This is a genomic window from Streptomyces sp. NPDC001700 (assembly GCF_053596435.1).
Genome location: NZ_JBSFGE010000008.1, coordinates 174,129 through 200,317, shown reverse-complemented (window position 1 = coordinate 200,317; position 26,189 = coordinate 174,129). Strand labels below are relative to the sequence as shown.

The following is a 26,189-nucleotide window of genomic DNA, read 5'->3' as shown; positions in this document are numbered from 1 at the left end:
CGCCGCGTCGTCAGCGGTGGCCGCCGCGCCCCCAGCCGCGGTCGTGTCCGGCCCGGCTCCAGGGCTGCCCGTACTGCCCGTGCCACCCGTGGCGCCCGTGCCATCCGGGCTGCCCCTGCTGGCCGTACCAGGGGCCTGCTTGCCGTCCGGGCGGGTCCGCCGCCGGGGGCTTGGGACGGGGCTGTTTCGAGGGCTTCGACGGGGGCGGTGGCGCGGCGGACCGTGGCGGCGCCGAGGGCTCGGGCGGAGGCGCCGGGGGCGCGGTGCGGGCGGGCTTCTCGGGCTTCGGGCGGACGACGGACACCTGGCGGGTCGCCGTCTCCCCGCCCCGGTCCGGGCGGGCCGTCTCGGTCCGGTGCCGGTTCCCGGCCGCCGGGTCGCCCGCCAGCCAGCGCTGCGACATCGCGGAGTCGTCCCGTGTTTTGACGACCAGCCCGGCCCCCTTCTCCGTGGAGTCGGGGGTCAGGGCCAGCTCCTGGTTCCAGCGCGGCACCAGGGTGCCCTGGAGGGTGAAGTCGTACCGCACGTTCGCGGCGTCCCGGCGTGAGGTGGTCTCGCAGGCGCCGAGCCGGATCGAGAAGCTCAGGCGGGAGTTGAGGCAGAGGTCGGGGTCGGCGCCACTGCGCAGCAGGCCGTCGGCCTCGTACGACCACTCCTGGGTGGCCGCGGAGGCGCAGGAGACGGCCTCGGTCTCGGCGCCCGCCGTGGGCTTGCCGCCCGCGATGTCGAGGCACAGCCCGCTCGTGGCGTTGCGCAGTGGCCCGCGCAGGGTGTCCGTGCCACTGCCACCGGCGCCGATCCAGGAGGGCTTCGAACCGGGAGCGTCGGTGCCACCCGCGCCCGGTGTCGTCGAGGGGGTATCGCGGTCGTACGCCGCGTCGTCGCCACCGCCGGACGGGAGGACGGACGCCACCGCCACCGACACCAGGACGCAGCCGCTCACCGTGGCCGCCGCCACGACGAGGAGCCGTCCACGGGTGACACGTGGCCGCCTTCGGCGCGCGGGCGGGCGGGCCGCCAGGCGCACTGCCTGGCGCAACGCCGGGCCCGCCGCCGGGCGCGCCTTCCACCAGGGGTCCTTCCGCGCCGAGTGGCGAGGGCCACCGGCCCGTAGCGCGCCGATCCGTGGCGGGGTGGAGGGCATGGGTGGTACGGGGGAGGCATGCGCGGCCGGGTCGGGCTCGGAGGCGCGGCGGCCGGGCCGGGAGTCGAGATAGTCCCGCGCACCCCACCCCAGGACCGCTTCGGCGAGCAGGACGCCCGGCCGGCCGGTGGAGTGGTCCAGCTGGTCGGCGGCCTGACGGCAGTGTTCGCACCGGGACAGATGCTGCCGCAGATCGGGGTCGAGGTGGGTGTCGCCACGGTGGAGCGAGACGTCCAGCAGACGGCTGTAGTGTCGGCACTCCTCCTCGGGGGCCGTGTCGCAGTGGGCTTCGAGACAGGCCTGACGCCAGCGCTCACGGGCCCGTTCCAGCTCGGCGTGGGCCCCGTCGGTCATCCCCAACAGCCCTGCTGGTACAGCCAGTTGATCCGCCTCGACCTCCGTGTGCCACAGCAGACAGCGGGCGCTGTCGGGGAGCCGCTGGAACGCGCGGAACACCAGTCGCCTGTTCTCCGGCGGCCGCAGCCGCCCGTCCAGGTGTCCCCGCTCCCTGGGGGCGGCCCGCAGGCCGGGGTGGAGCAGCGCGCCACGCGGGCCCGTGTTCCACTCCTCCGCGATGCCCCGCACGGTGGCCAGCACCCGTGGCCGCCACGCGGTGGCCGGTGCGGTCCGCCGTAACGCTTCCCCGAACAGTCTGGTGAACGCGGTGGAGGTGAGGATCCCCGCCGGGTGGGCGCCCGTGGTGCACAGGCTCGCGTAGGAGAAGGCCGCCTCCCAGTGACGGCCCAGCAGCTCCCCGACGGGGTGTTGCTCGGACAGTTCCCCAGAACACTTCTTGAGTTCGGCCGTGAGCTGTTCATCCGTCATGCCGAAGAGGGGGGTGGGGGTCAAGAAATGCGTCAGGGCAGCATCGTTCACGTCTTTTCCCTTTCACAGGGCAGCGAGAAAAGTCCGTACCAATGGGGGGTGTCGGCCCTGTCGGTGGCGCGGAAAAACACCTGTCCCACGTGGCGACACCTGCACCTTTGCATACGGAACCGATGCGGCTCAAGGGAGTTCACATTATTCGAGTTCAGGCGCTACGAAGGGCCACTGACATGTCCACTGGCGTTACGAAACGCAAAGTGCTGAACGAATTCACCCATTGCGCCGGGCTACTACTCGGTAGGCATTGGACATCTTCCCCAGCCCGGCCAGTGGCTTGAGCAGCAGCCGGTCCAGGGTGGTGGCCACGACGAGGGCGGGAATGGCCGCCACCAGGCCCGCGCAGCGCAGCAGCCAGCGCGCGCGGCCGGGCGGCTTGGCCAGCCAGGGGGCGTCGTCGACGGGCAGGGCCGCGTTGGCCGCCAGCCACACGGCGCCGAGCAGGTCGACCGTGTCGGACGACTCGCGGTGCTGTTCGAGGACCACGGTGAAGCCGAGCGCTTCCAGCTCCTTGCGCAGGGCCGCCACCGGGAGGAAGTACAGGTGCTGGGGCTGGAGCCAGGGCAGCCAGAAGCGGCCGAAGAGGCGGGCGAACCAGCACTCCGGGTCGGGCACTTCGATGAGCAGATGGCCACCGGGACCGAGAGCGCGGTGGGCCGCGCGGAGTTCCGCGCGGGGGTCCGTACTGTGCTCCAGGTAGTGGAACATGCTGACCACGTCGTAGCGGCCCGCCAGCCGCTCCCCGGCCAGCTCCGGGAAGCTGCCCCGGATGCCGTGGTCGATCCGGCCCTCCCGCTCGGCCAGTTCGACGCCCTCGGTGAAGTCCAGCCCGTCGAAGACCGTGTCGGGGAAGACGGTGCGGGCCACTTCGGGGAAGTGGCCGTGGCCGGTGCCGACGTCGAGCCACTTCGCCGGGGCGTCGGCGGCGGGTCTCAGCGCCTCCGCGCGGCCGCGGTACATCTTCTGCCGCCCGGAGAACACGTTGCCCATGCCCTCCTCTCCCAGCCCGTCGTAGAAGTCGCGGTAGTAGAACTCCAGCCCGTCGCCGTTCAGCCGGGGGTTCTGGAACACCAGGTGGCAGTCCCGGCACAGGTCCAGTCCGAAGCGGCCCGGCTTGTTCTGGAACCGGTCCCTGGTGCGCAGCCGCCGCTTCAGCCGGGATGAGCCGCACAACGGGCAGTCCGTGCGGCGCGGTTCGAAGAACCGCTCGGTGCCCTGGTCGAGGTCGGCCTGGTAGCGCGGCCGGAGAGCGGCCACGGCCTCGGCGCGGGACGGTCGCGGGGCTTCCGCGCCGGGTATGGACGAGGTGGCGTTGTCCTGGCTCATCGTTCCCCCTCGGGGGTCGTGGTGGCGTGGGTGGTGGCCGTGGTGGCGGCCAGTCGCTCCAGGTGTCGCGCGGCCGCGCGGGCGCCGCCCGCCGCGCGGAAGGACGCGCCGACGCGCTCGGCGGCGGCGCGGTGGCCCGGTCCGTCCAGCACGGCGTCGATGGCCTCGCCGAGCGCCGCCGCCCGCGCCCTGCCGAACCTGACCCGGACGCCCGCGCCCGCGGCCACCACCTGGGCGGCCACCACGGGCTGGTCGTCCCGGATCGGGGCCACGACGAGCGGGACGCCGTGCCACAGGGCCTCGCACACGGTGTTGTGTCCCGCGTGGCACACGACCGCGGACACCTTCTCCAGCAGGCGCAGTTGGGGGATGCGCGGGATCGTGAGCAGGTTCTTGTCCCCGTCGATGGGTGGTCCGAGGGTGCCCGCCGGGTCGACGATGACCGTCTGGAAGCGGTCGGCCCTGGCCCGTACGGCGTCCCGCGAGGCGGCGAGGAAACGCGCCCCGGCGTCGGTGTTCGCGGTCCCGAGGGTGATCAGGACGGTGGGGCGGGCGGGGTCCAGCCACTCCCAGGGAAAGTCCGGTTCGGCCGGGCGCCCGGCGATGGACGGGCCCACGTACCGGATGTGGTCGGCCGCCCGTACGGGCCGCCCGGCCAGCTCCTCGGTGGTGAACGCGAGCACCAGGCCGGGCGAGAACCGGGGGTCGGCCGTGCCGTACCGGTCGCCGATCCGGCCCCGTAGCGTGGCCAGCAGCCCGTCCAGCCAGGCGTCGATCTTGGGCATGCCGTCCAGCGCGCCGGTGAACTCCGCCGAGGTGGTGGCGGAGGTGGCCCACCGTATGCCCAGCCGCTCGGCCACGAGCGGGCCCGCCACGGTCTGCTGGTCGGCCACCACCACGTCCGGGCGGAACTCCTCGATGGCCCGCGCCACGCCGGGGGCCATGGCCTCGGCGAGTGGCACCAGGAAGTCCTCCCACAGGAACTTCAGCGCGCCCGGGCCGCGCACCTCGGGCGGGCGCTCCGCCCCGCCGTCGCCGATCACCGGCCCGGCGCAGCGGTGGACCGTGGCGTCGGGGCCGACCAGCGGCTGGACGACCTCCGGCAGCCCGGCCCAGGCCACGTGGTGGCCACGGGCGGTCAGTTCGGCCGCGACGCCGACGGTGGGGTTGACGTGGCCGACGAGCGGCGGGACGACGAAGAGGAAGCGGCTGCCGGGCGCGGGTGCGGATGCGGGCGCAGGTACGGGTGCGGGTACGGGTACAGGTACGGGTACGGGTACAGGTACGGGTACGGCCATGTCGCTCACGACACATCAGCCCCTTCGAACCCGGCCGCCACCGGGACGGCGGCGCTCTCCTGTTCGCTGATCCAGGACAGCAGCAGTGCGCGGATCCGCGCGGGCGCCTCGGCCAGCACCGAGTGCCCCTCCCCCGGCAGCATGACGGTCCGGGTGCCGGGTGGCAGCGCCCTGAGCCATCCGTCCTCACCGGCGAGTTCGGAGTCGGCGCCGTACACGGCCAGCGCCGGGCAGCGCAGGGAGCGGGCCCGCTCCTCGCTCACCGTCCGGCTCGCCGCCACGTCCTCGGCGATGGTGGTCGTACGGACCAGCCGGGCCGCCGACTTGGCCAGCCGCGCGGTGTGCGCGCCCCGGTGGGCGGTGACCCAGGCCAGTGACTCGGCCTCGTGGGCGACGAGTTCGACGACGATGCGGCGCATGATGCCGCTGATGTCCGTCAGCCAGCCCTCGGTGGCGGGTTTCGCCTCGATCGTGGCGATACCGGCCACTCGTTCCGGGTGGCGCAGGGCGTATCCGTACGCCACCGTGCCGCCGAAGCAGTTGCCGACCAGGTGAACGGGGGTGGTGATGTCCAGCTGGTCGAGCAGCCGCTCCAGATCGCTGACGAACGTCTCCAGCCGGTAGCCGGAGCCGGGGCGCTCGCTGCGGCCGTGCCCCCGCTGGTCGTACATCACCACGTCCAGCCCGGCGGCGGCGAGGTCGGGGGCCACCGTGAAGTACCAGCTGGCCAGGGAGTCGGTGAGCAGTCCGTGGACGAGGACGACGGTGGCGGTGGGCGGGCGGCCGCCGGGCGGGGACAGCCGCTGTACGTGCAGACGGATGCCGTCCGGTCCGTCGCCGGTGCCGGGCGGGCCGCCGAGGTGGATCATCGCCATGATCAGCTCCCCTCGCCCACTCTGACATTGGTCACGGCGAGGCACCTCACGATGTATTCCACGAGCTGTCCGACGGTGAGGCCGATGATCTCGTCCAGCTCCAGATCGGCCACGAACTCGGCGAAGTTGACCTCCTGCCCGTACCGGTCCTGAAGGGTGCCCGCGAGGGTCACCAGGTCGATGCTCTCCAGCTCCAGGTCGTCGGTGAAGCGGGTGTCCATGGCGACCTCGATGTCGTCGAGGCCCTCCTCGTCGAGCATGGTCCGGAGCATTCCGGCGACGTCCGCGAGCACGGTCGATGGTGTATGCGCGGGTGCCGGGGCGGTGGGTTCGACGGTGGTCACTGATCGGTCTCCTCGTCCTGATCCCGGTGGCCCGGACCGGTCGTCCAGGCCACGGCGTACTCCCTGCCCGGCAACCCGGACGGGTTGGCGGTCGTCGTGCGGTGCACCCGGTAGCGGCGCGGCGGGTGTCCGGGGGCGGCGGCCACCTCGACGGTGAGCGGCGTCGTGTCCGCGCCGACGATGGTGATGTCCCGGCCGGTGCCGTCCGCCTTCGCCACCGCCTCCTTGGCGGCGGTGGCGAAGGCGGTGGCGAGGGCCGCCCGGTCGAGGTCGGCGATCTCCTGGATGGCGATGCCGGGGCCGCCTTGCGCGCTTTCCGCGTGGCGCGGCACCACGAGGGCGACCCCGGCCTCGGCCGCGTGTGCCAGCGTCAGATCCAGCGGGGGCAGGGTCCGGCCATGGACGCCGACGGCGTACGGGCGGCCGTCTTCGTCGTCGTACACCCGGATCTCGGCCGGGAAGACCGGCCCCTCTCCGTGCTCCCACAGCCATCGCCGTACCGCGTCCTTGGCCGCGATCCGGCCCAGCAGCCACTGTCTGCGGCCGAGCGGTGGCCGCCGCGCGTACTCGGCGCGTTCGGCGCTGCCCAGGTGATTGCGCATGATCAGATCCCGCGAGGCCAGATCCGGCCAGCGCTCGTACACCAGCGACCAGCCGCCCGGCTGGGGCTGCGACAGCGTGTTGCGCTGCGGGAAGCGTTCCACCGGGCGGGTCTGCGGATCGTTGTCGAACCGGCGGTCGTGCCAGCCGTTCAGCTCGGCCCACACCTGACCGCCGGTCAGCAGCTGGACGTCCGCTTCCAGCGCCGCATCGGTCAGCGCGACGATCCTGACCAGGCACTCCACCTCGGTGCCGGGCTGAGGAGGCGGACCGTAGAAGCGCATCAGGCGCATGCCGACCGGGAAGACGACGGAGCGCTTGGTGCGGGTCGCCATGATCCAGTACCCGAGGAGCTGACCGACGTTGTCCAGAAGCGCGCCGGGCGCGGCCGGGGTGGCGATCGTGCCGCGCACATGCGACTCCCCGATCGCGGTGAGCCGGGTGAGCCCCTGGAACGCCGGGCCGTGGAACATCCAGCGCTCGCCGTAGATCTGCGCCGCCGTGTGCTCGGGTTCGCGCTCGGCGGCGGGGTCGATACGCCACGGCGCGGGCCGCTCGGCGGCGTCCGGGTAGCAGGCCGCGACCTGAACGGTGCCGCGTGCACTGCGCCCGAACGTAGCGGTGTAGGACGCCGGATCGGCGGCGGACGGTGTCACGGTGACCGCGACGGTGCTGGGCGGCGTCGCGGTCACCCACTGATCGAACCGCGCCCCCCGCACGGCCACGGCCACGGCCCCGTTTCCCGCTGCGTGCTCCACCGCGTCGATGAGGTGCTGCACGATCGTGGTGGCCGGAACAACGGGCCACCGGTCGGACTCATCGGGCCAGCCGGGCCGCTGCGGAAAGAAGCAGTGATCGCGGAGGTAGGGCATGGACTCGGTGGAAACGCGCACGTCAAAGGTCCGCGCGACCCGCCTGCTACGCCCCGCCGCGACCACCACGGCCGCCGTGTCGGCGGTCTCCCGGAGAAGCGCGTCGAACTCGGCGGCCCAGGGCGGGGACGAGGGCGTGGCGTGACGGGTGCCCGCCACCCCTGCGAACGGCGGCGCGACGTTGGGCGCGCCGACCGTCGCGGAGTACAGCGACCCGGCGTGGGGCAGCACGGCCTGCACCGGACCCGCCGTCGCGGGATACGGCGACGCGGCCTGCTGGACACCCACCGTCGGCGCCTGCGGCGAGGCGGCCTGGCTCGTGCCCGCCACCGAGTGCGGCAGCGCAGCCTGGCCCGCACCCACCGTCGCGGGGTACGGCGGTGCGGCGGGGGGCGTGCTGGCCGTCGCCGGGGGCGGTGGCGCGGGCTGGGGCGCGTATGGCGGCGTGGGCTGGGGCGTGCCCGCCGTCGCGGGGTACGGCGGCGGGGCGTAGTAGGTGTCCGCCGTTGGCGTCTGCGGCGGGGCGACCTGGCCCGTGCTCGCCATTGCCGCGTGCGGCGGTGCGGCTGGGGGCACGTTCGCTGTCGCGGGGTGTGGAGGCGCTGGCTGGCTCGTGGCGGCCGTCGCCGGAAGGGGGGCCGGGGGGCGGAGCCCCCCGGTTTCGGGAAGGGGCGGGGTGGGGGAATCGCCCAGCAGCGCGCGCAGCTCCGCCAGGCGGGGCTCGGGCAGGGAGATCAGGGCGGCGTTCAGGTTCAGGCGTACTGGGGAGGAAGGGCGCGTCGCCCGGCCTGGGCGCGGGAGGGTGGGGTCCGTGGGGGCGCCCTCCGTCCATAGGGCCGTGGCCACGCGGCGCAGCTGGGCGACGCCGTCGCGGTGGGGCGAGTTGGCGGCCACCGCGATGTGGTCGCGGCCCTGCAGGGTGTCGCCGATGAGCGAGGTCAGCTGGCCGGTGCCCAGCTGGACGAAGGCGCGGAAGCCCGCGTCGTGCAGGGCCTCGGTCAGCCGCCGGAACCGCACCGGTTCCAGGAGGTGCCGGACGAACAGCCGCCGCACCTCGGCCTCGGTGTCCGGATACGGCGCGGCGGTGGTGCCGGACCAGACGGGGACACGGGGTGGCAGGAGGAGTTCGAAGCGCTCCGCCAGGGTCCGGATGGGGTCGAGGTAGGGGGCCAGCATGGGGGTGTGGAAGCCGGATTGGAACGGCAGGACCTGCGCGATCACGCCCGTCGCGCGCAGCGACCGGACGAACGCCTCGACGTCGGCCCGGGGTCCGCACACCATCGACTGGCTGGGCGCGTTGTCGTGTGAGAGCACGATGCGGCTCTCCGGCAGCTCCGCGAGCGCGCCGAGGACGCGTTCCGCGCCCGCGCCGAGGGCGGCGAAGGTCACGCCGGGGACGCGCAGCGCGTCGGGGTCGAAGGAGTCGAGGAAGGCGTCGACCGCGTCGCCCGCGTAGAGGCCGCCCGCGGCCATCGCGGACCACTCGCCGACGCTGTGTCCGGCCACCGCGTCCGGCACGATTCCCATGCGCCCGAGCGCCGCGTGGAGCAGTCGTCCGACGCCGAAGACACCGACGCCGTGGCGGCCGATGTCGCCCACGCGGGCGGCCTCACCGTACTGGTCACGAGTCTTGCGGGACAGCCCGAAGTACTCGGCGATCCCGTCCGTGCGGGGTTCGAACTCGGCCTCCAGGCCGGGGAAGACGAAGGCCAGCTTCCCGCCGGTCGCGAGCAGCGGCTCCGGGGTGAACCACACGTCGTTGCGGCCGCGCCACGGGCGGCCCTTGGCGACCACGCGCCGCGCGAGGGCGAGGCGTTTGGCGGTGGGGTCGACGATGCCGAGCCGGGTGGGGCCGCCCCGAGCGGACGCGGGCGCGGCGGCCCGTACGGTCGCGTCGTCGGCCGCGAGCAGTTCGGCCAGCCGCTCCGGCGTGTCCACGGCCAGGGCGAGCACCCGCTCGGGTTCCGTCACGACCGCCGCCGGGCGGCGCTTCACCGCCTCGGTCGGCTCCTGCTCCAGCACCACATGCGCGTTGATGCCACCGAACCCGAAGGCGTTGACCGCCGCGCGCCGCACGGTGGCCTCCCACGGCGTGGCCGCGTCGAGGGTACGGAAGCGGGTGGCCATGAGCCCCGGGTGGGGGTCGTCGCAGTGCAGGGTGGGGAGCAGCCACCCGTGGTGGACGGCGAGGGCGGCCTTGACGAGCCCCGCGACCCCGGCGGCGGGCATGGTGTGGCCGATCATCGACTTCACGGAGCCGATGACGGCGGGCTCGCCACGAGCCGAACCGGGCCCGAACGCCTCGGCCAGCGTGGTGAGTTCGGCCGCGTCCCCGGCAGGGGTGGCCGTGCCGTGCGCCTCCAGCAGGCCGATCGAGCCCGGTGCGCGCGGGTCGAGGCCCGCGGCGCGCCAGGCCTGCCGTACGGCGCGGGTCTGGCCGCCCGGGTCGGGGTTGACCAGGCCGGTGGCGCGGCCGTCCGAGGCCACGCCCGTACCGCGGATGACGGCGTACACGCGGTCGCCGTCGCGCCGCGCGTCGGCGAGCCGTTTGAGGACGACTACTCCGGTGCCCTCGCCGATCAGCAGGCCGTCGGCGGCGCGGTCGAAGGGCCGGATGCGCTGGCTCGGGGACAGCGCGCGCAACTGCGTGAAAACACTCCACAGGGTGATGTCGTGGCAGTGGTGCACACCGCCCGCGAGCATCACATCGCACCGCCCGGAGGCCAGTTCCGCCACCGCCTGGTCGACGGCGACGAGCGACGACGCGCACGCCGCGTCCACGGTGTAGGCGGGCCCGCGCAGGTCGAGCCGGTTGGCGATGCGGGAGGCGGCGAGGTTGGGCACCAGCCCGATGGCCGCCTCGGGGCGGTCCGGGCCGAGCTGTTCGGTGAAGGCGTCCCGGATCCGGTCCAGGTGGCCGGGGCCGAGGCCGGGCAGCAGCTCGCCGAGGGTCCGTACGAGCTGGTGCGCGGTACGGACCCGCTGGTCGAGCCGGACCAGCCCGGGGGTGAGGTAGCCGCCCCGGCCCAGTACGACGCCCACCCGCTCGCGGTCGGGCAGCCGGTCGCCACCGCCCGCGTCGGCGAGGGCGGCCGCCGCGACACCGAGGGCGATCAGCTGGTCGGGCTCGGTGCCGGACACCGAGTTCGGCATGATGCCGAACCGGGCCGCCTCCACCTCCGCGTACGTGTCGACGAAGCCGCCCCGGCGGCAGTACACCCGGTCGGGCGCGGCCGGGGTGCCGGTGCCGCCCTGCGGGTCGTAGAACCCCGCGTCCCACCGCCCGGCCGGGACGTCGGTGATGGCGTCCACGCCACCGGTCAGGTTGCGCCAGTACGTGTCCAGGTCCGGGGAGCCGGGCAGCAGGACGGACATCCCGACGATGGCCACCGGTGGCAGCTGGTGACGGTCGGTCATGGTCACCAGCCCGAGGCGGTGTAGACGACGGCCTGGTCCGGCTCCTCGCCCCAGGCCAGCTCGCGCAGCAGCGCCAGCGCGCCCTCTTCGGGGTCGATGAGCGAGATGCCACGCCGGGCGTACTCCCGGCCGAGTTCCGGGGTGACCATGCCGCCGTGGGCGCCGCTCGGGGCCCACGGCCCCCAGTGCACGGTCAGCGCCCGGCGGCCGGTGCGGTCCCGCCACCGCGCGGCGAGGGTTTCCAGCGCGTCGTTGGCCGCCGCGTAGTCCACCTGACCCCGGTTACCGAGGGCGGCGGAAATGCTGCCGAACAGCACCGTGAACGCCGGAGGTTCGGGCAGTTCCGCGAGGGCGTCCAGCAGGGTCCGCGCGCCGTCCACCTTGGTGCCGAAGACCCGCCCGAAGGACGCGGCGGACTTCTCCGCGATCAGCCGGTCCTCGATGACACCGGCCGCGTACACGACGCCGTCCAGCCGCCCGTGGTCGGCGTGGATCTGCTTCACGGCCTGGAGCACCGCCGCGTCGTCCCGGACGTCCAGCGAGCGGTAGCGCACCCGGCTGCCCAAGGCGGTCAACTCCGCTACGGTCACGGCGACTTCGCGCCGCGCGAGGATCCGGGCCACCTCCCGCTCGATCTCGGCCGGTGTCGCCCCGCCCCGGGCGGCGAGCACCGCGCGCAGCGCCGTCTCCTCGCGCGCCGAGGCGGTGTCCGGGTCCTCCGGTCCGGTGGGCTCGGGCGTGCGGCCGAGCAGTTCGATCCGGCAGCGGGCGGCGGACGCGAGGGCGAGGGCGCACCGGGCGGTGATGCCACGCGCCCCGCCGACCAGGACCACCACGGAGTCGCGGTCGAGGCCGAGCGCGGCGGCCTCCGCCACGCCGTCTCCGGCGGGCCCGGCGCCCGAGGCCGCGAGCGGCCCGAGCGGGGCCTGTGTCAGGTCCAGCCGGTGGCGGCGTCCATCGGCGGTGCGCAGGACGACGGGCGTACGGGCGGGTGCGGACAGCTCGTCGAGCAGGGCGTCGGCCACGTCATCGGCGGACACGGGCGCGTCGGTGGCCAGCTCCACCAGGGTGGCGGCCGTGTCCGGGTACTCCCTGGCCACCGTACGGAACACTCCGCGCAGCCCGGCCGGGCGCGGGTCGAGCGGGTCGGCCGCGCGCACGGCCAGCAGCCAGTGCGGTCCGTGTCGCAGCGCCGCCTGGAGCACGGCGAACGCCTCGGGCAGCAGGGGCGCGCCGGACCCGGCCAGCGGGTCGAGCAGCACCACGCCATCCACCGGGCCGTCCGCCTCGGCGAGAAGGTGGCCTGCGGCGAGGGGCAGGGCCTCGGCCCCGTGCGCGGCCAGGCGGGTGGCGACGGCGGTGGCTATCCCGTCCGTGTCCCCGCCGAGCAGGGCGAAGCGCTTGCCGGTGAGATCGGGCCGCCCGCCTGTCTCCTCCAGAGGTACGGGCACCAGCCGCATCCGCCGGGGTGCCACGCCCGGCGCAGGCGTGGGTTCCTCCTGTACGACCACGGTGTCGGCGGGGGCGGTGTCAGCGACGGCGGGGGCGAGCCGCGCGGTGAGCCATTCGGTGACGGCCGCCGTCGTACGGGCCTTGGCCAGCTCCTCCAGCTCCTCATCGCCCAGCGCGGCGGTTCCGGCGCCCGCGACACCGAGGCGTCTGGCCAGCTCACCGGCGATCTCGGCGCGCTTGATGGAGTCGATGCTGAGGTCGGCTTCGAGGTCGAGATCGGGGTCGATCATGTCGACTGGATAGCCGGTGCGTTCGCTGATGATCTCGGAGACCGCGCGCAGGACATCGGGCCCGGTGGCGGGTGCGGCCGGTTCTTCCGCCACGGGTGGGACGGCGGCCGGTACGGCGGTGGCGGGCACCGGAGTGGGCGCCACGTGCTGCGCGGGCAGGGGCAGCGCGGTGGCCGGGGCGGCCAGGGGCACGGGTGCGGCGGCGGCCACCGGTGGCGGGGCAGTGGGCCGCTCCCCCGGCGCGCCACCGAAGTAGGTCAGCAGGACATCGCGCTGAGCGGCGATCATCTCGCGGCTGGTTCTCAGGTATTCGGCGATCAGGGCATCCCGGTCGGCCTCCCGGTCCCCGTGTCCGCCGTTGTCCGTGCGGTCCGTCTGGCTCACCGTCGCCTCCACGACACGTCGGGCCGGTGCCAGCGCACCGGGGAGAAGGTCACCGTCAGCGGTGCGGACCAGGTGTCCGTCGACCGTCCATCCGGGCCGCTTCGGCGGGGCGGTGGACGCCGGGTCGACGGCGTCCCGGCCCCGGAACAACCAGCCCGTACGCACCGGAACCCCGGCGACGGCCAGCTGGGCGAGGGCGTCGAGGAACCCGCGCGGGCCCTCGAAGCCACGCCGCCCATCCGTACCGGCGGCGCGTCGCGCGTCGCAGGCGACGGTACGGTGCGGCCGGTCGCCCAGGATCTCCGCCACCAGGCGGGTCAGCACGGTGCCGGGCCCGGCCTCCACGAAGACGCGGGCGCCCGCCGCGTACATGGCCTCGATCTGTTCCTGGAAGCGGACCGGGGCGCCGATCTGGGCGGCGAGTTCGGCGCGGATGGCGTCCGGTTCGGCGCTGTGCGGGGCGGCGGTGCGGTTGGCCCAGACCGTGAACTCCGGTGTCCGCACCGGGTGTTCGGCCAGCGCCTCGGCGAAGCGCGGTCCGCCCCCGGCGACCAGCGGGCTGTGGAAGGCGCAGGCCACCGGGAGCCGCCGGACCGTGTGCCCGGCCTCCCTCAGCAACGCGACCGCCTCGGCCACTTCGCGCTCGGGACCGGAGATCGCGGTCTGCCGGGGTGCGTTGTGGTTGGCGGCCACCACGTGTTCGGCGAGTCCGGCTTCCCGCAGCAGCCGCTCGACGTCGTCGGCCGGGGCGGTGACGGCGGCCATGGTGCCGGGTTCGTGTCCGGCGGCCTCGGCGGCGCCGAGGATGGCGGCGGCCCGCTCGGCGCTGAGCCGGGGCAGGGTGCGCGGGTCGAGAGCGCCCGCGGCGCACAGCGCGACCAGCTCGCCGTAGCTGTGTCCGGCCGCCATGTCGGGCCGTACCCCGGCCTCGGTGAGCAGGGTGTGGGCGGCGAGCCCCACGATCCCCAGGGCGGGCTGGGCCACCCGGGTGTCGGTGAGGGCGGCGTGTTGCGCCTTCTTCCCGTCCTCGTCGAAGGCGGCCGGGGGGTACAGCACACCGGCGTAGCCGGAACCGTGGAGCAACTGGTGCCGCAGTTCGGGGAAGGCCACGAACACGTCCGCGAACATTCCGGGACGCTGACTGCCCTGCCCGGGGAAGAGGAAAGCCACCTTGCCCACGGGCTCGTCGGGCGCGGTGTCCGGCGCAGCCTCAGAGGCCACGTACAGCCCGGCGTTGTCCCGTCCGCCCGGTCTGGGCGGCGATCCGGGGACGGCCACGGCCACGTCGCCCGCCAGCACCCGCCGTAACCGCTCGGCCAGGTCGTCCAGGTCCGTGGCCACCACCGCCACCCGCACCGGCTCGTGGCCCGCGTCGGCCCGCCGGGAGGCGGTCAGCGCGAGGTCGCGCAGCCGCCACGGCCGGCCCGCTGTGTCGTTGGTCTCGGCCTGCCGCAGCGTGTCCCGGGCCGCGCGCAGCGCCGCCGCCCGGTCGGTCCCACGGAAGAGGAAGAGTTCGCAGGGCCAGGCGTCGAGCGTGTGCGCGGGTGGCGGCGCGCCCTTCCCGTGTGCCGCGAGCACCACATGGAAGTTGGTCCCGCCGAAGCCGAACGCGCTCACCCCGGCCACCCGGTCCACGGGCGCCGTGGCCCACGGCCGCGCCTCGGTGTGGAAGGCGAAGGGGCCGCGCTCGGCGTCCCATGCCGGGTTCGGTCGCGACATATGCAGGGTCGGCGGCTTGACGCCCGTGTACAGCGCCAGCGCCGTCTTCACCAGTCCGGCCAGCCCGGCGGCGCATTTGGTGTGCCCGATCTGGGACTTGACGGAGCCGAGCGCGCAGCCGCCGGGGGCCGCCCCGGCGTCGGCGAACACCTCGCTGAGGACGGTGAGTTCCGTACGGTCCCCCACCGCCGTACCGGTGCCGTGCGCCTCGACCAGGCCGACGCTCGCCGGGGACACCCCGGCGCTCGCGTAGGCGCGCTCCAGCGCGGCCCGCTGGCCCTCGGGGCGCGGGGCGGTCAGCCCGAGCGAGCGGCCGTCGCTGGACGAGCCGACGCCCTTGATGACGCCGTAGATCCGGTCGCCGTCGCGCTCGGCGTCGGCCAGCCGCTTGAGGACGACACATGCCACGCCCTCGCCGAGCGCGATGCCGTCGGCCGACGCGTCGAACGCCTTGGAGCGGCCGGTCGGGGACAGCGCGTGCACGGAGGAGAAGAGCACATAGTCGTTGATGCCGTTGTGCAGGTCGGCGCCGCCGCACAGGACGAGGTCGCTGGTGCCCGAGGTCAGCTCCTTGCAGGCGACGTCGACGGCGGCCAGCGAGGACGCGCAGGCCGCGTCCACGGTGTAGTTGGCGCCGCCGAGGTCGAGCCGGTTGGCGATCCGCCCGGAGATGACGTTGGCGAGCATGCCGGGAAACGAGTCCTCGGTGAGCCGGGGCAGCTGCTCGGCCAGGGCGTCCGGCACCGCACGGAAGTACGACGGCAGAACGGTGCGCAGGGTCTGCGCGTTGGACAGATCGCTGCCCGCCTCGGCGCCGAAGACCACGGAGGTGCGCGAGCGGTCGAAGGCCCGGCCACGATCAGCGGGATCCCCGTACCCGGCGTCGTCCAGGGCGCGGCGGGCGGCCTCCAGGGCCAGCAGCTGGACGGGTTCGATGCTGCCGAGGGAGGCCGGGGGGATGCCGTAGCGCAGCGGGTCGAAGGGGATGCGCGGCAGGAAGCCGCCCCACTGGGAGGTGGAGGCGCCGTCCCCGTCGCCCGTGTAGTGGACGGCGGGGTCCCAGCGCTCGGGCGGTACCTCGGTGATGGCGTCCACGCCGCCCACCACATTGGCCCAGAACGAGGCGAGGTCGGGCGCCTGCGGGAACTTGCAGGCCATGCCGACCACGGCCACGTCCAGCGGCGCGGGCGCCGGTGCCGCCGAGGGGGCCGCGTCCACGCCCAGCGGCGTACGCAGCGCACCGGCCCGCTCGGCGAGGAAGTCCGCCGAGGCGGGGCCCACCGCGTGGTGCAGCGCGGCGATGGTGGTGGTGTCGGAGCGCAGCACCGCGACCTGTCCGGCCATGAACATGCCGTCGGAGAGCTGGCGTTGCTCGTCGGCCTCGGTCAGTCGGCCGTCGGTGGCGCGGTCCAGGCCCTTGCTGGCGATGCGCAGCCGCCCCACGTTCAGCCGCTCCAGCCGCTCCCACAGCTCCCGGTCGGGGACGCCCTCGTCCCGCAGCCGGTCCTTGAGTGCGTGATAGCTCTCGGTGAAGGGGCTCGGCACACAGCGCGTGGCGTGGCCGGGGGCGGTCTCCAGCAGCGCGGTGCGCTCGGCGGCCAGCACCTGGCGCTGGAAGAGGGGCCGTACGGCGCCGTGCGCGACGGCCTCGTCGGTGAACAGGTACGCGGTGCCCATCAGCAGCCCCACCGCGACGCCGCGCCGGGTCAGCGGGGCGGCGAGCGCGGCCACCATCGCGGCGGACCGTGCGTCGTGCACGCCACCGGCGAAGTACACCTCGATGCGTGTGCGATCCGCTGGGCGCGCGGGGTCGTCGAGGTAGTCCTCGATGACCGCGATCTGTGCCTCCCACAGCGGGAAGCTGGCGCGCGGGCCGACGTGGCCGCCGCATTCGGAGCCCTCGAAGACGAACCGCCGCGCCCCGCCCTCCAGGAACTGGCGCAGCAGTCCGGGCGAGGGCACATGCAGATACGTGGTGATGCCGTCCTGTTCCAGCGCCGCGGCCTGGGACGGCCGTCCGCCCGCGATGATGGCGTGGCTCGGGCGGATCTCCCGTACGGCCTCCAGCTGGGCGCTTCTGATCTCCTCGGGGGCGAAGCCGAGCACGCCCACTCCCCATGGACGCCCGGCCAGCGCGGCCGAGGCCTCCTCCAGCAGGGTGCGCGCCTGCTCGCGTCCGGCGAGGGCGAGCGCGATGAACGGCAGCCCGCCGTCCGCCGCGACGGCGGAGGCGAACCCCGCCCGGTCGCTGACCCGCGTCATCGGGCCCTGTGCGACGGGCAGTTGGGGGGCGGGCTCGTGCGTGGCGTCCCGTACGGCGTCCTGGACGGCCTCGGTGATGCCCCTGACGGCCCGGCCGACGTCTCCCCAGCGCTGGGCGAACCGCGCGGCGAGGAATCCGTCCTGGCCCACCGGCAGGGGCGGCGCCACGGGGTGCGGGGAGCGGGCTCGCGGGCGCAGCGCACGGTGTCCGTCGACCACGGTGGTCTCCGACCCGTCCATGGGCCGGAGCAGCGCGGCGCGGTCTTCGGGGAGCCCCGATTCGGCGAGCAGGGCCAGCTGGGTGTCCAGGACGACCCCGGCCGCGCCGCCGATCACCGCCGCTGCGGCGGTACGCGGGCCGATGCCGCCCCAGGCCCACACCGGTACGGACACCTCGGGCTCGGCCAGGAGCCGCTGGAGCAGGACGAAGGTGCTCAACTCGCCTACTGGGCCGCCGCATTCACTGCCCCGGGCGATCAGCCCGTGTGCCCCGGCCCGTACCGCTTCGAGGGCCTGGTCCAGGTCGGCGACCTCGACCAGTACGCGGTGGCGGGTGGCGACGGCGTCGATGGGCCAGGGCGCACCGGCGCCGAGGATCACGGTGTGCGGTCCGGGCCCGCCGCCGGGCCCCGGGGGTCCGGTGTCCGGTGGCGCCGCGTGCCGCAGATCCGCGGGCGTGAGGGGGCAGCCCGCCCCCACACGCACCGCGTACCGTCCGTCGGCCACCCAGTCGTTGACGCGTTCCCACGCGTCCAGTGCTGTTCGGCGCGTCGTTCCCAGGTCGAGGACGCCGAGACCGCCCGCGCGGCTGACCGCCGCGGCGAGTCGGGGGTCCGGTTCCCCGAACGGAGTGATGCCTATAACAAGATCGCCAGGATACGCAACGGATGACATGTTTTCTCCGGGTAAATCGCTAAAGCCGCGAAAGGGGAGATAATTCTGGCATGTGCATCTAACGTACGGCTTGCGCCATTTACACAGAACGACGCGGAGGCGAAATTAGCGATCCGGTTACTGAGCCGTCAACAAGTTGCGGGCGGCGTACCTGCCAGGACGGGCTGGATCACGCCATAGGTGGGGAGATCCATCGCGGCACCGCCCCTCTCTTCCCTTGTTAAATATTGATGTACCTTTCGTGAGCTGGGACGGAAGAGAGCGTGTCACCGGCGTCCCTTGTGCCCCTCGAATGCACCATTTACCCAGCGGGAGTCCCACTGGGTAAACCACTTGAGCGGGCCGATCGAACCCAATCGGCGGAGCACATTCCGGATTCTGAATTCCACGCCCACGCGGTGCGTCGCCGTAAAGTGCGGCCTGAATCAGCCCGCGGAGGCGGCCGCTCAACTCCCCGGCCGGACCCGGGCAGCGGCGACGGTGGTGGCGGCGAGCAGCGCCAGAGCCAGCCCCAGGGCGGCGGAGAGCCCGCCGTGCGCGAACAGCCAGGCGCCGGTGAGGGCCCCGAGGAACATCGCGAGGACGGACAGCACGCGGCGGGCCACTCCACCGCCGGGGGCGGTGGAGTCGGCGGCGAGGCCGGTCAGGGTCAGGGTGAGCACGGTGGTGGTCAGGTCGGGGACGCCCAGGCGCCGTACGACCGCGTTCTGGAGCCCCATGGCGAGGCCGAGCAGCACGATCAGGGCGTAGCGGACAGCGCCCGTACCGGCCTGGCCGTGGGCGAGTGCCGATACGGCGGTGGCGGCCGCCACCAGGGCCGCCTGGGTGCCGGTGGCGACGGCGAGCAGTCGCCCGCGGTGCGCGGGCGGCCGGGCGCCGACGCGGCCCCCGGCGAACGCGCCGGTGAGGAAGGCGCCCAGGGACACCAGGGCGGCCGGGGCGGACAGGCCGGGGGCGCCCGCCAGGGCGAATCCGAGAAAGACCACATTGCCGGTCATGTTGGCGACGAAGACATGGCCGAGCCCCAGATAGCTCACGGCGTCGACCAGCCCCGTCACCACGGTCAGCGTCAGCAGAAGCGGTGGCAGCGGGCCGTGGGGGCCGCTCGTCAGCAGTCCGCGCATCGTCAAGGTCCGTTCCCCGGCGGTTCGGTGACACCGATGGCGGCGGTGGCCGCCATCGGTGTGGGCGAAAGGGGGGCGCTCAGCCAGCGGCGTGCTCGCCGAGCATGGACTGCGCGTACAGCACCCCGAGGCCGTAGGCGCCCGCGTGCTCCTTCACCAGGTCCGTGACCGCGTCGTACGTCACCGTGCGGGCCCAGTCGCGCTGCAGCTCCAGCAGGACCTGCACCCAGGTGACGGGCGCCGCACCGGCCTGCACCATGCGCTGGACGGCGTGTTCGTGGGCCTGCGGGGTGACGCCGCCGGACGCGTCGGTGACCACGTACACCTCGTAGCCCTGGGCGATGGCGGACAGCACGGGCAGGACGAGGCACACCTCGGTCCACAGCCCGGAGATGACGATCTTCTTGCGGCCGGTGGCCTTGACGGCCTCGACGAACGCCACGTCCTCCCAGGCGTTCATCGAGGTGCGGTCGATGACCTTCTGGTCGGGGAAGACGGCCGCGAGCGGCGGCAGGAGCGGGCCCGAGAAGGTGTCGGCGGCGACGGTGCTCAGCACGACGGGCACATCGAACACCTTGGCCGCCTTCGCCAGGCCCACCGTGGAGTTGATGATCGTGGTGCGGTCGTGGCTGCCGGTGCCGAAGAACATCTGCGGCTGGTGGTCGATGAACAGCATCACCGCGTTGTCCGGGGTGAGCAGGGCGGGGCTGGGGGTGGCGGTGACCTGGGCGATGTCGGCCATGGTGGGCCCTTTCTCTTAAGTACGTGGGGGTGTGGGGTGTGTTCGCGTGGTACGCGTTGGTGGCGGATCCCGGGCGGTGGCTCGGGCGCTCACAGCGCGAAGCAGCTGTCGAACGCCGGGGCGTGGTCCTCGGGGAGGGCGCCGCGCCGGACACGCCACTGCCGGTGCTGCTCCGACTCGGCGACCGCTTGGCCGAGCGACTCCGCCTGGCGGGCGCCGGAGTTTCCCGGCTGACGCGTGGCCTGGTAGCCGCCGAAGTGTGCCACCGGGCTCCACTCCGGGCTGACGGCCGGGATGTCCTCGTCCAGGCCCTCGTACTCGGCGGCCGCGTACACGATCCGGCCGCCGACGATCGTCAGCACCGATTCGATGTGCGGGATGTCCTGCTCGGGCACGGTGAAGTAGTCGTCGGAGAGGATCGCCAGATCGCCGTAGAAACCCGGCCGCAGCACGCCCTTGACGCCGTCCTCGCCGGTCAGTTCGGCCCCGGCCCTGGTGTACATCGCGAGCGCGGTCTCCCGGCTGACCCGGTTCCGCGGTGGCCGCAGGGTCAGGTCTCCGGCCGATCGGCCGGAGACCAGCCAGTGCAGGGCGACCCACGGGTTGTACGAGGACACCCGGGTGGCATCGGTTCCGGCGCCGACGGTCAGCCCCCGGCCGAGCATGGCGCGCATCGGCGGCGCCTCGGCCGCGGCTCCGGCGCCGTACCGCCGCAGATACGCCTCGCCCTGGAACGACAGCCGGTTCTGCACCGACAGCGCCCCACCGAGTGCCGCGATGCGGTCGAGGCTGTCCGGGGAGACGGTTTCCGCGTGGTCGAAAAGCCACCTGTTCCCGGCCGGGAACAGGCCCTCCGCGGCGAGCTTCTCGAAGACGGCGAGGTCGCGCCGGATGGTCTCGTCGTAGGTGGCGTGCAGCCGGAAGCCCCAGCCGTTCTCCATGAGCAGGCGTACGGCCTTCTCGAACGCGGCCTCGTAGTCGCCCGTGAGCTGCGGTCGGGGCTGCGCGAAGTTCTCGAAGTCGGCGGCGGCCCAGGTCAGGTTCTCGCCCGCGCCGTTGAGCCGAAGCCACGCGTCCCCGTCTCCGGGGCGCACCATCTCGATCCAGCGGGTCAGGTCCTCGATCTCCTGGCCCGCCGTCTGCGGGAACAGGTGGTAGGAGATGCGCAGGGAGAGCATGCCACTCGCAGCCAGTTCGGTGACCGTGCCGTAGTCTCCGGGGAAGTTCTGGAAACCTCCGGCGGCGTCGATGGCGGAGGTCAGCCCGAATCTGTTCAGCTCGCGCAGGAAGTGGCGGGTGGAGGTCTTCTTGTCCTCGCCGTGCAGGGCCGGTGCCTTGGCCAGGGTCGAGTAGAGGATCAGGGCGCTGGGCGCGGCCAGCAGCAGGCCCGTCGGCTCGCCGTCGCGGCCGCGTACGATCTGCCCGCCCTTGGGGTCGGGCGTGTCCTTGGTGAATCCGGCGGCCTTGAGTGCCGCCCGGTTCAGCAGGGCCGACTGGTAGAGGTGCAGGACGAACACCGGGGTGTCCGGGGCGGCGGCGTTGAGTTCGGCGACGGTCGGCATGCGCCGTTCGGCGAACTGCTCGGCGGACCACCCGCCCACCACCCGCACCCACTGGCCCTTCGGGGTACGCGCCGCCTGCTCGCGCAGCATCGCCAGGCCCTGGCGCAGGGTGGGCACGCCGTCCCAGCGCAGCTCCAGGACGTAGTTGAGTCCGCCGCGGATGACGTGGAGGTGGGAGTCGTTGAGGCCGGGGACGACCCTGCGCCCCAGGGCGTCCACCACGCGGGTCCTCGCGCCCAGATACGGGGCGATGTCGGCGTCGTCCCCGACGGCCCGCACCACACCGTCGCGGATGGCGACCGCACCGGCCTGCGGGCGGGCCGCGTCCTGCGTGTGCACCTTCGCGTTACGGACGATCACGTCCGCGGCCTCGTCGTCGGTGGCGACGGGCACGAGCCCGCCGACCGGCATCGTGGACACCTCGGCACCCTCCAGGGAACAGCGTGGCTTCGTGACCGACCCTCGCGGTCACCTGGTGTCCGGCACGCTAAGTCGGCCCGGTCGCCGCGCGTTGTCCGCCAGCGCACCGGGTGTTTTCCCTGCGCGCACGGGGGTGTTCGTCTGCCGTCAGGCGAGGTCGCGTTCGCGGTCGCGCATGCGGGCGCGTACGTCGTCGGCCTCACCGGCCCGGCCCAGTTCGGTGAAGAGCGTGAGGGCCTGCCGCCAGGAATCCCGGGCGGTGGCCTGCTCCCCCGTCGCCTGGTGGGTGTCGCCGAGGCGGGTCAGCGTGTCGGCTTCCTGGTACGGCACGCCGAGTTCGCGGTACACGGTGAGGGCGTTGTGGAAGCCGATGACCGCCTGTTTGTACTGGCCGAGGTGGTGGTGTGCGTGGCCGATGCTGTCCCAGGTGGCGGCCTCGCCGTAGCGGTCGCCGGTTTCCCGCATCATGGCGAGGGCCTGCTCGCAGTGGGCGAGGGCCTGTTCGTAGCGGCCCAGCTGGGACAGATACCAGCCGACCGCGTTGAGGACCCGGGCCTCGGCGGCCCGGTGGCCCGCCGCCCGGAACAGCTCCAGCGCCCGCTGGTTGTGGCCGAGGGCGGCGGCGAGGTCGCCCTGCTGGTCGGAGGTCCAGCCGAGGCTGCGGTGGGTGTTGGCGAGCCGTACGGTGTCGCCCAGCCGCTCGAACACCTCGGCGGCCCGGTCGAGGCCGGTCCGGGCCTCGGCGTAGTGGCCGAGCCTGCCGTCGACACGGGCGAGAGAGCGTGTCGCGAAGGCTTCCCACTCCGGGTGGCCCAGCCGGTGCGCCGCGTCCAGCGCGGCGCGCTGGGCGGTGTGCCAGTCGTGCCAGTGTCCGCGCCGGTCGAAGAACGCCTCCAGGGCCCAGGCCAGGTGGCAGAGGTGGGCGTCGAACCCGGACGTGGCGGCCCGTTCCATCGCGGGGAGCAGCCCGGTGTACTCGGCGGTGAGCCAGTCCAGGGCCTGCCGGTCGTCGGCGAGGGCTTCGGGCGTGACACCGGGCAGCGGCGGGCCCGGCGGGATGAGGTCCGTGTCCGGGGACAGCAGCAGCGCGGCCGGGTGGGCGGTGTGCACGTAGTGGTCGAGCATCCGGTGCAGCGCGGCGTGGCGGGTGGCCTCGGTGTCCTGGTCCTCGACGAGTTCGGTGGCGTACGCGCGCACCAGGTCGTGGAAGGTGTAGCGGCCCCAGGTGTGTTCGGTGAGGAGATGGGCCCGGGTGAGTTCGGCCAGCAGGGTCCGGGTGCGGCGTACGGACAGCCCGGTGAGGCTCGCCGCCGCGGCGGCGGTGAGGTCCGGCCCCGGGTGCAGGGCCAGCAGCCGGAAGGCCCTGGCCGCCTCTGGGCGCAGGGCGTCGTAGGACCAGGAGAAGGCGGCGCGGGCGTCGATGGCGCTCCCGGTGTCGGCGAACGCGTCGAGGCTGCCGTGGGTACGGCGGAGTTCGGCGGCGACGGCGGCCAGCGGAAACCCGGGGTGGAGGGCGGCCCGGGCGGCGACGATGGCGAGCGCCAGCGGAAGCCGCCCGCACAGCCCGATGATGTCCTCCACGGCCCCCGGCTCGGCGGCCGCCCGCTCCTGCCCGATCCGCCGCACCAGCGAGGCGCGGGCGTCGCTGATCGGCGGCAGCCGCAGGGCCACCGGCACGGCCCCGTCCGAGGCGACCAGCCCCGGCAGCTGGCTACGACTGGTGACGACGGCCAGGCACCCGGGACCGCCCGGAAGTAGCGGACGCACCTGCTCGTGGTCCCGCGCGTTGTCCAACAGCACCAGCACCCGCCGCCCCGCGAGCAGGCTCCGGTACAAGGCGGTCTGTGCGTCCAGCCCGGCGGGCAGCTGCTGCGGAGGCACACCCAGGGCGTGCAGCATCCCGGCAATGGCCTCGGCGGGATGAGTGGGCGCCCCACCGGGATCGAAACCACGGAGGTTGAGGTAGAGCTGCCCATCGGGAAACCGGTGAGCGATGCGATGAGCCCAGTGCACGGCGAGCGCGCTCTTCCCGACGCCCGCCATCCCGCTGATCACGGCGACGGCCGCGGTGCGGTCTCGCGGGCCGCCGGTGGGCTGTGGGGTGTCGGTGGGCTGCCCGGTGCCGGTCGGCTGCGCGGGGTCGGTGAACTGCCCGGTGCCGGTCGGCTGGCCCACACCATCGGGGTGCCCCGCACCGCCAGACCGCCCCGTGGCGGTGGGCTGCTCGGGGCTGGTGGCCTGCCGCCCCGAGCCGGTGGCCTGCCCCGCGCCGCAGCTCTGCCCCGCGCCGGTCGGCTGCCCGGGACCGGTGAGCTGGTCTGCGCCGCAGGTCTGTCCAGAGCCGGTGCGCGCCCCCGCGCCGCCGGTGTGCTGTCCGGGATCGCCGGGCTGTCCTGCGGTGTCGGTCCGCCCGGGGCGATCGGGCTGCTCATTGGCCGGAAGCAGGCTGAGGAGCTGGGTGAGTTCCGCTAGGCGGCCCGCGAATACCGGTAAATCTGCTGGTAGTTGGGCGGGGCGGACCCAAGGTGGTCGTCCTGTGGGGGCCGGGGTGGAAGCGGTAACCCGCTGGTGGGCTGCGCGTAGTTCGGGGCCTGGGGGGACGGACAGGTCCTCGGCCAGGCGGGTGTGGATGTCGGCGTAGACGGCCAGGGCCTGGGCGCGGTGGCCTGAGGCGGACAGGGCCAGGACGAGGCGGGCGTGCAGGGGTTCGTTCAGCGGGTCGCGGGCGGCGGCCTGGCGGAGCAGGCCGACCACGCGGCCCGCCCGGTCGCAGCGCAGGGCCACGTCGGCGGCCTCGGCCACGGTGTCCAGGTACTCGCGGTCCAGGCCGGTGAACACCGGATGGCTGCGCACCTGCTCCGGGACGCCCGTCGCGACCGGGCCACGCCAGAGGGCTAGGGCCTCCGTGAGCAGCTCTAGTGCCGCCTCCAGTTGACCAGCGTCGGCGGACCGCACGGCCCGGTGCGCGAGGTCTCGGTGGCGCAGCAGGTCCACCGAGTCCGGCGCCACCAGCAGCCGGTACCCGCCCGCTTCACGCGGCAGCAGCGTGCCCGGCGCGCGGGGCGGCAGTTGCGGTTCCAGGAGGCGCCGCAGCAGGCCGACGTAGCGGTGGACCACGTTCACGGCGGTGGCGGGAGGCCGTTCCGCCCACAGGACGTCGACAATCTCGCTCAGCCGCAGGTGTTCCCCGGCCCGTATCAACAGCAGCCCCAGCAAGGCCCGTTGCTGCGGAACCCCGAGATCCAGCTCGGTCGTCGCCCGCCAGGCGCGCATCGGACCCAGGATCTCGAACCGCAAGGACTCACCCGCCGGGGGCACCGGGCCCCGGCGGCCCCCCGTTTTCACTCTTCTTCCACCGCATGAACCTACGCTCTCCACACCCGACCGCGAACGGTATCCCGAGGAGGATGTGCGGTGCACAAAAATGCGCCACTGGGTGGAGAGAGCAGGTTATCCGCGCGGCACGCCCTGCATTGCCCGGCGACGCTTCCGCCGGACGACAAACCGTCGCACTGGAGCAGCGCCGTAGCGCGCAGTTTGCTCTCGCTCGATATGCGCCTGGAAAAGCCGGACCGATGGTCCGCCCGCATCACGGCCGACGAACTCGACCCGGTGCGGATAGCGGCGATCGACTCGGATCCGATACGAATTTCCCGCACCCCGGGGCATATTCTCGCGGACGGCCGTGACTGCCTGCTGGCCCGTCTGCAGGAGGGCGGAACGTCCACGGTCCATCAGGACGGCCGAACGGGGGCGCTCCTGCCCGGAGCCCTGGCCTTCTACGACGCCTCGCGCCCCTTCACCCTGGTCATGCCGGAGGCGTATCGGGCGACGGTCCTCTCGCTGCCGCGCGGCGCGCTGGGGCTGCCCGAACCCGAACTCGCCCGCCTCACCGCGCGGCCCATTCCGGCCGATACGGCGCTGTCGGCCATGCTGCTGCCCATCATTTCCCGGCTCGCGGGCGGCGCGGGCGCCCATCCGTGGCACATCCGGCGCCAGATCGCCCGCACCCTGCTGGAACTGCTGGCCACGCTCGCGACAGGCACCCTCGACACCCTGGACGCGCTCGACACCCGCGCCGCTGAGGACCGGCGCACCGGTGCGGACCGCGCGCATCTGGCCCGCGTGCAGGCTTTCATCAACAAACACCTGGCGGATTCCGGGCTTTCACCGGAAACGATCGCTCGGCATCATGGAATATCCGTGCGCTATCTGCATAAGCTCTTCCAGGAACACGGCACCTCGGTCGGCCGGTGGATCAGACAGCGCCGACTGGAGGAATGCCGGAAAGAGCTGGCGCGTGGCGGCCGGGCGAGCCGGACGGTCGCCGCCGTGGCGCAGCACTGGGGATTCATCAGCCCGGCCCATTTCAGCCGGGTCTTCCGGGCCGCCTACGGAATGTCACCCCGTGAATGGCAGGCGCTGTGGCGGGAGCCGGTGGGCACCACCCACGACGGCGCGACGGGAAAGCGGACCGGCACTGCCGCTGCCGGTGCCGGTGCCGGTGCCGCTGCACGGATGGACGACAAGGCGTGCGTCCCTGGTCAAGGCGGGGCGCGGCAGCGCGCCTAGGGTCGCGCCG

General features: G+C 73.9%; 12 protein-coding genes. 1 reads left to right on the top strand and 11 read right to left on the bottom strand.

Annotation, left to right across the window (positions count from 1 at the left end; all coding sequences use genetic code 11):
- Positions 1 to 10: 10 nt before the first annotated feature.
- The 11 genes from ACWC5C_RS17700 to ACWC5C_RS17650 all read right to left on the bottom strand — a co-directional run bounded on the left by ACWC5C_RS17700 (position 11) and on the right by ACWC5C_RS17650 (position 24,880).
- Complete coding sequence (locus ACWC5C_RS17700; RefSeq protein WP_450876272.1) at positions 11 to 1,969, bottom strand: RICIN domain-containing protein; 1,959 nt, start codon at positions 1,967 to 1,969, stop codon at positions 11 to 13.
- A 270-nt stretch (positions 1,970 to 2,239) separates the two neighbouring features.
- Positions 2,240 to 3,352 carry a class I SAM-dependent methyltransferase gene (locus ACWC5C_RS17695; RefSeq protein ID WP_385442970.1) on the bottom strand — a complete coding sequence of 371 codons (1,113 nt, stop codon included), beginning with the start codon at positions 3,350 to 3,352 and terminating at the stop codon, positions 2,240 to 2,242.
- Entirely contained in the window at positions 3,349 to 4,659 is a 1,311-nt protein-coding gene (locus ACWC5C_RS17690; RefSeq protein ID WP_450876271.1) for a glycosyltransferase, read from the bottom strand. Before ACWC5C_RS17690 ends, ACWC5C_RS17695 begins: the two co-directional genes overlap by 4 nt.
- Entirely contained in the window at positions 4,656 to 5,525 is an 870-nt protein-coding gene (locus ACWC5C_RS17685; RefSeq protein ID WP_450876270.1) for an alpha/beta fold hydrolase, read from the bottom strand. Before ACWC5C_RS17685 ends, ACWC5C_RS17690 begins: the two co-directional genes overlap by 4 nt.
- A gap of 2 nt (positions 5,526 to 5,527) precedes the next feature.
- The gene (locus tag ACWC5C_RS17680) at positions 5,528 to 5,797 is read right to left on the bottom strand and encodes an acyl carrier protein (RefSeq protein ID WP_450876419.1); all 270 of its coding nucleotides are present in this window, start codon (positions 5,795 to 5,797) and stop codon (positions 5,528 to 5,530) included.
- 68 nt (positions 5,798 to 5,865) lie between these two features.
- Complete coding sequence (locus ACWC5C_RS17675) at positions 5,866 to 10,758, bottom strand: beta-ketoacyl synthase N-terminal-like domain-containing protein (protein WP_450876269.1); 4,893 nt, start codon at positions 10,756 to 10,758, stop codon at positions 5,866 to 5,868.
- A 2-nt stretch (positions 10,759 to 10,760) separates the two neighbouring features.
- A complete protein-coding gene (locus ACWC5C_RS17670) occupies positions 10,761 to 17,759 on the bottom strand; it encodes an SDR family NAD(P)-dependent oxidoreductase (RefSeq protein WP_450876268.1) in 6,999 nt (2,332 codons plus the stop codon).
- 446 nt (positions 17,760 to 18,205) lie between these two features.
- Positions 18,206 to 18,883: a YoaK family protein gene (locus ACWC5C_RS17665; RefSeq protein WP_450876417.1), complete on the bottom strand. Its 678-nt coding sequence runs from the start codon at positions 18,881 to 18,883 to the stop codon at positions 18,206 to 18,208.
- Between the two features lie 79 nt (positions 18,884 to 18,962).
- Entirely contained in the window at positions 18,963 to 19,625 is a 663-nt protein-coding gene (locus ACWC5C_RS17660; RefSeq protein WP_450876267.1) for a hydrolase, read from the bottom strand.
- Between the two features lie 89 nt (positions 19,626 to 19,714).
- Positions 19,715 to 21,598, bottom strand: a complete 1,884-nt coding sequence (locus tag ACWC5C_RS17655) for an amidohydrolase (RefSeq protein WP_450876415.1) — start codon at positions 21,596 to 21,598, stop codon at positions 19,715 to 19,717.
- Between the two features lie 156 nt (positions 21,599 to 21,754).
- Entirely contained in the window at positions 21,755 to 24,880 is a 3,126-nt protein-coding gene (locus tag ACWC5C_RS17650) for an AfsR/SARP family transcriptional regulator (RefSeq protein WP_450876266.1), read from the bottom strand.
- Positions 24,881 to 25,021: 141 nt separating this feature from the next.
- Here ACWC5C_RS17650 and ACWC5C_RS17645 point away from each other — a divergent pair, with 141 nt between their 5' ends.
- Positions 25,022 to 26,179: a helix-turn-helix domain-containing protein gene (locus ACWC5C_RS17645; protein WP_450876265.1), complete on the top strand. Its 1,158-nt coding sequence runs from the start codon at positions 25,022 to 25,024 to the stop codon at positions 26,177 to 26,179.
- The last annotated feature ends 10 nt before the right edge of the window (positions 26,180 to 26,189 follow it).

Coding starts and splice junctions, on each gene's coding strand:
- ACWC5C_RS17665 (WP_450876417.1), bottom strand. CDS start 18,883: ATGCGCGGACTGCTGACGAGCGGCCCCCACGGCCCGCTGCCACCGCTT.
- ACWC5C_RS17700 (WP_450876272.1), bottom strand. CDS start 1,969: ATGACGGATGAACAGCTCACGGCCGAACTCAAGAAGTGTTCTGGGGAA.
- ACWC5C_RS17660 (WP_450876267.1), bottom strand. CDS start 19,625: ATGGCCGACATCGCCCAGGTCACCGCCACCCCCAGCCCCGCCCTGCTC.
- ACWC5C_RS17675 (WP_450876269.1), bottom strand. CDS start 10,758: ATGACCGACCGTCACCAGCTGCCACCGGTGGCCATCGTCGGGATGTCC.
- ACWC5C_RS17650 (WP_450876266.1), bottom strand. CDS start 24,880: ATGCGCGCCTGGCGGGCGACGACCGAGCTGGATCTCGGGGTTCCGCAG.
- ACWC5C_RS17685 (WP_450876270.1), bottom strand. CDS start 5,525: ATGGCGATGATCCACCTCGGCGGCCCGCCCGGCACCGGCGACGGACCG.
- ACWC5C_RS17695 (WP_385442970.1), bottom strand. CDS start 3,352: ATGAGCCAGGACAACGCCACCTCGTCCATACCCGGCGCGGAAGCCCCG.
- ACWC5C_RS17670 (WP_450876268.1), bottom strand. CDS start 17,759: ATGTCATCCGTTGCGTATCCTGGCGATCTTGTTATAGGCATCACTCCG.
- ACWC5C_RS17655 (WP_450876415.1), bottom strand. CDS start 21,598: ATGCCGGTCGGCGGGCTCGTGCCCGTCGCCACCGACGACGAGGCCGCG.
- ACWC5C_RS17680 (WP_450876419.1), bottom strand. CDS start 5,797: ATGCTCCGGACCATGCTCGACGAGGAGGGCCTCGACGACATCGAGGTC.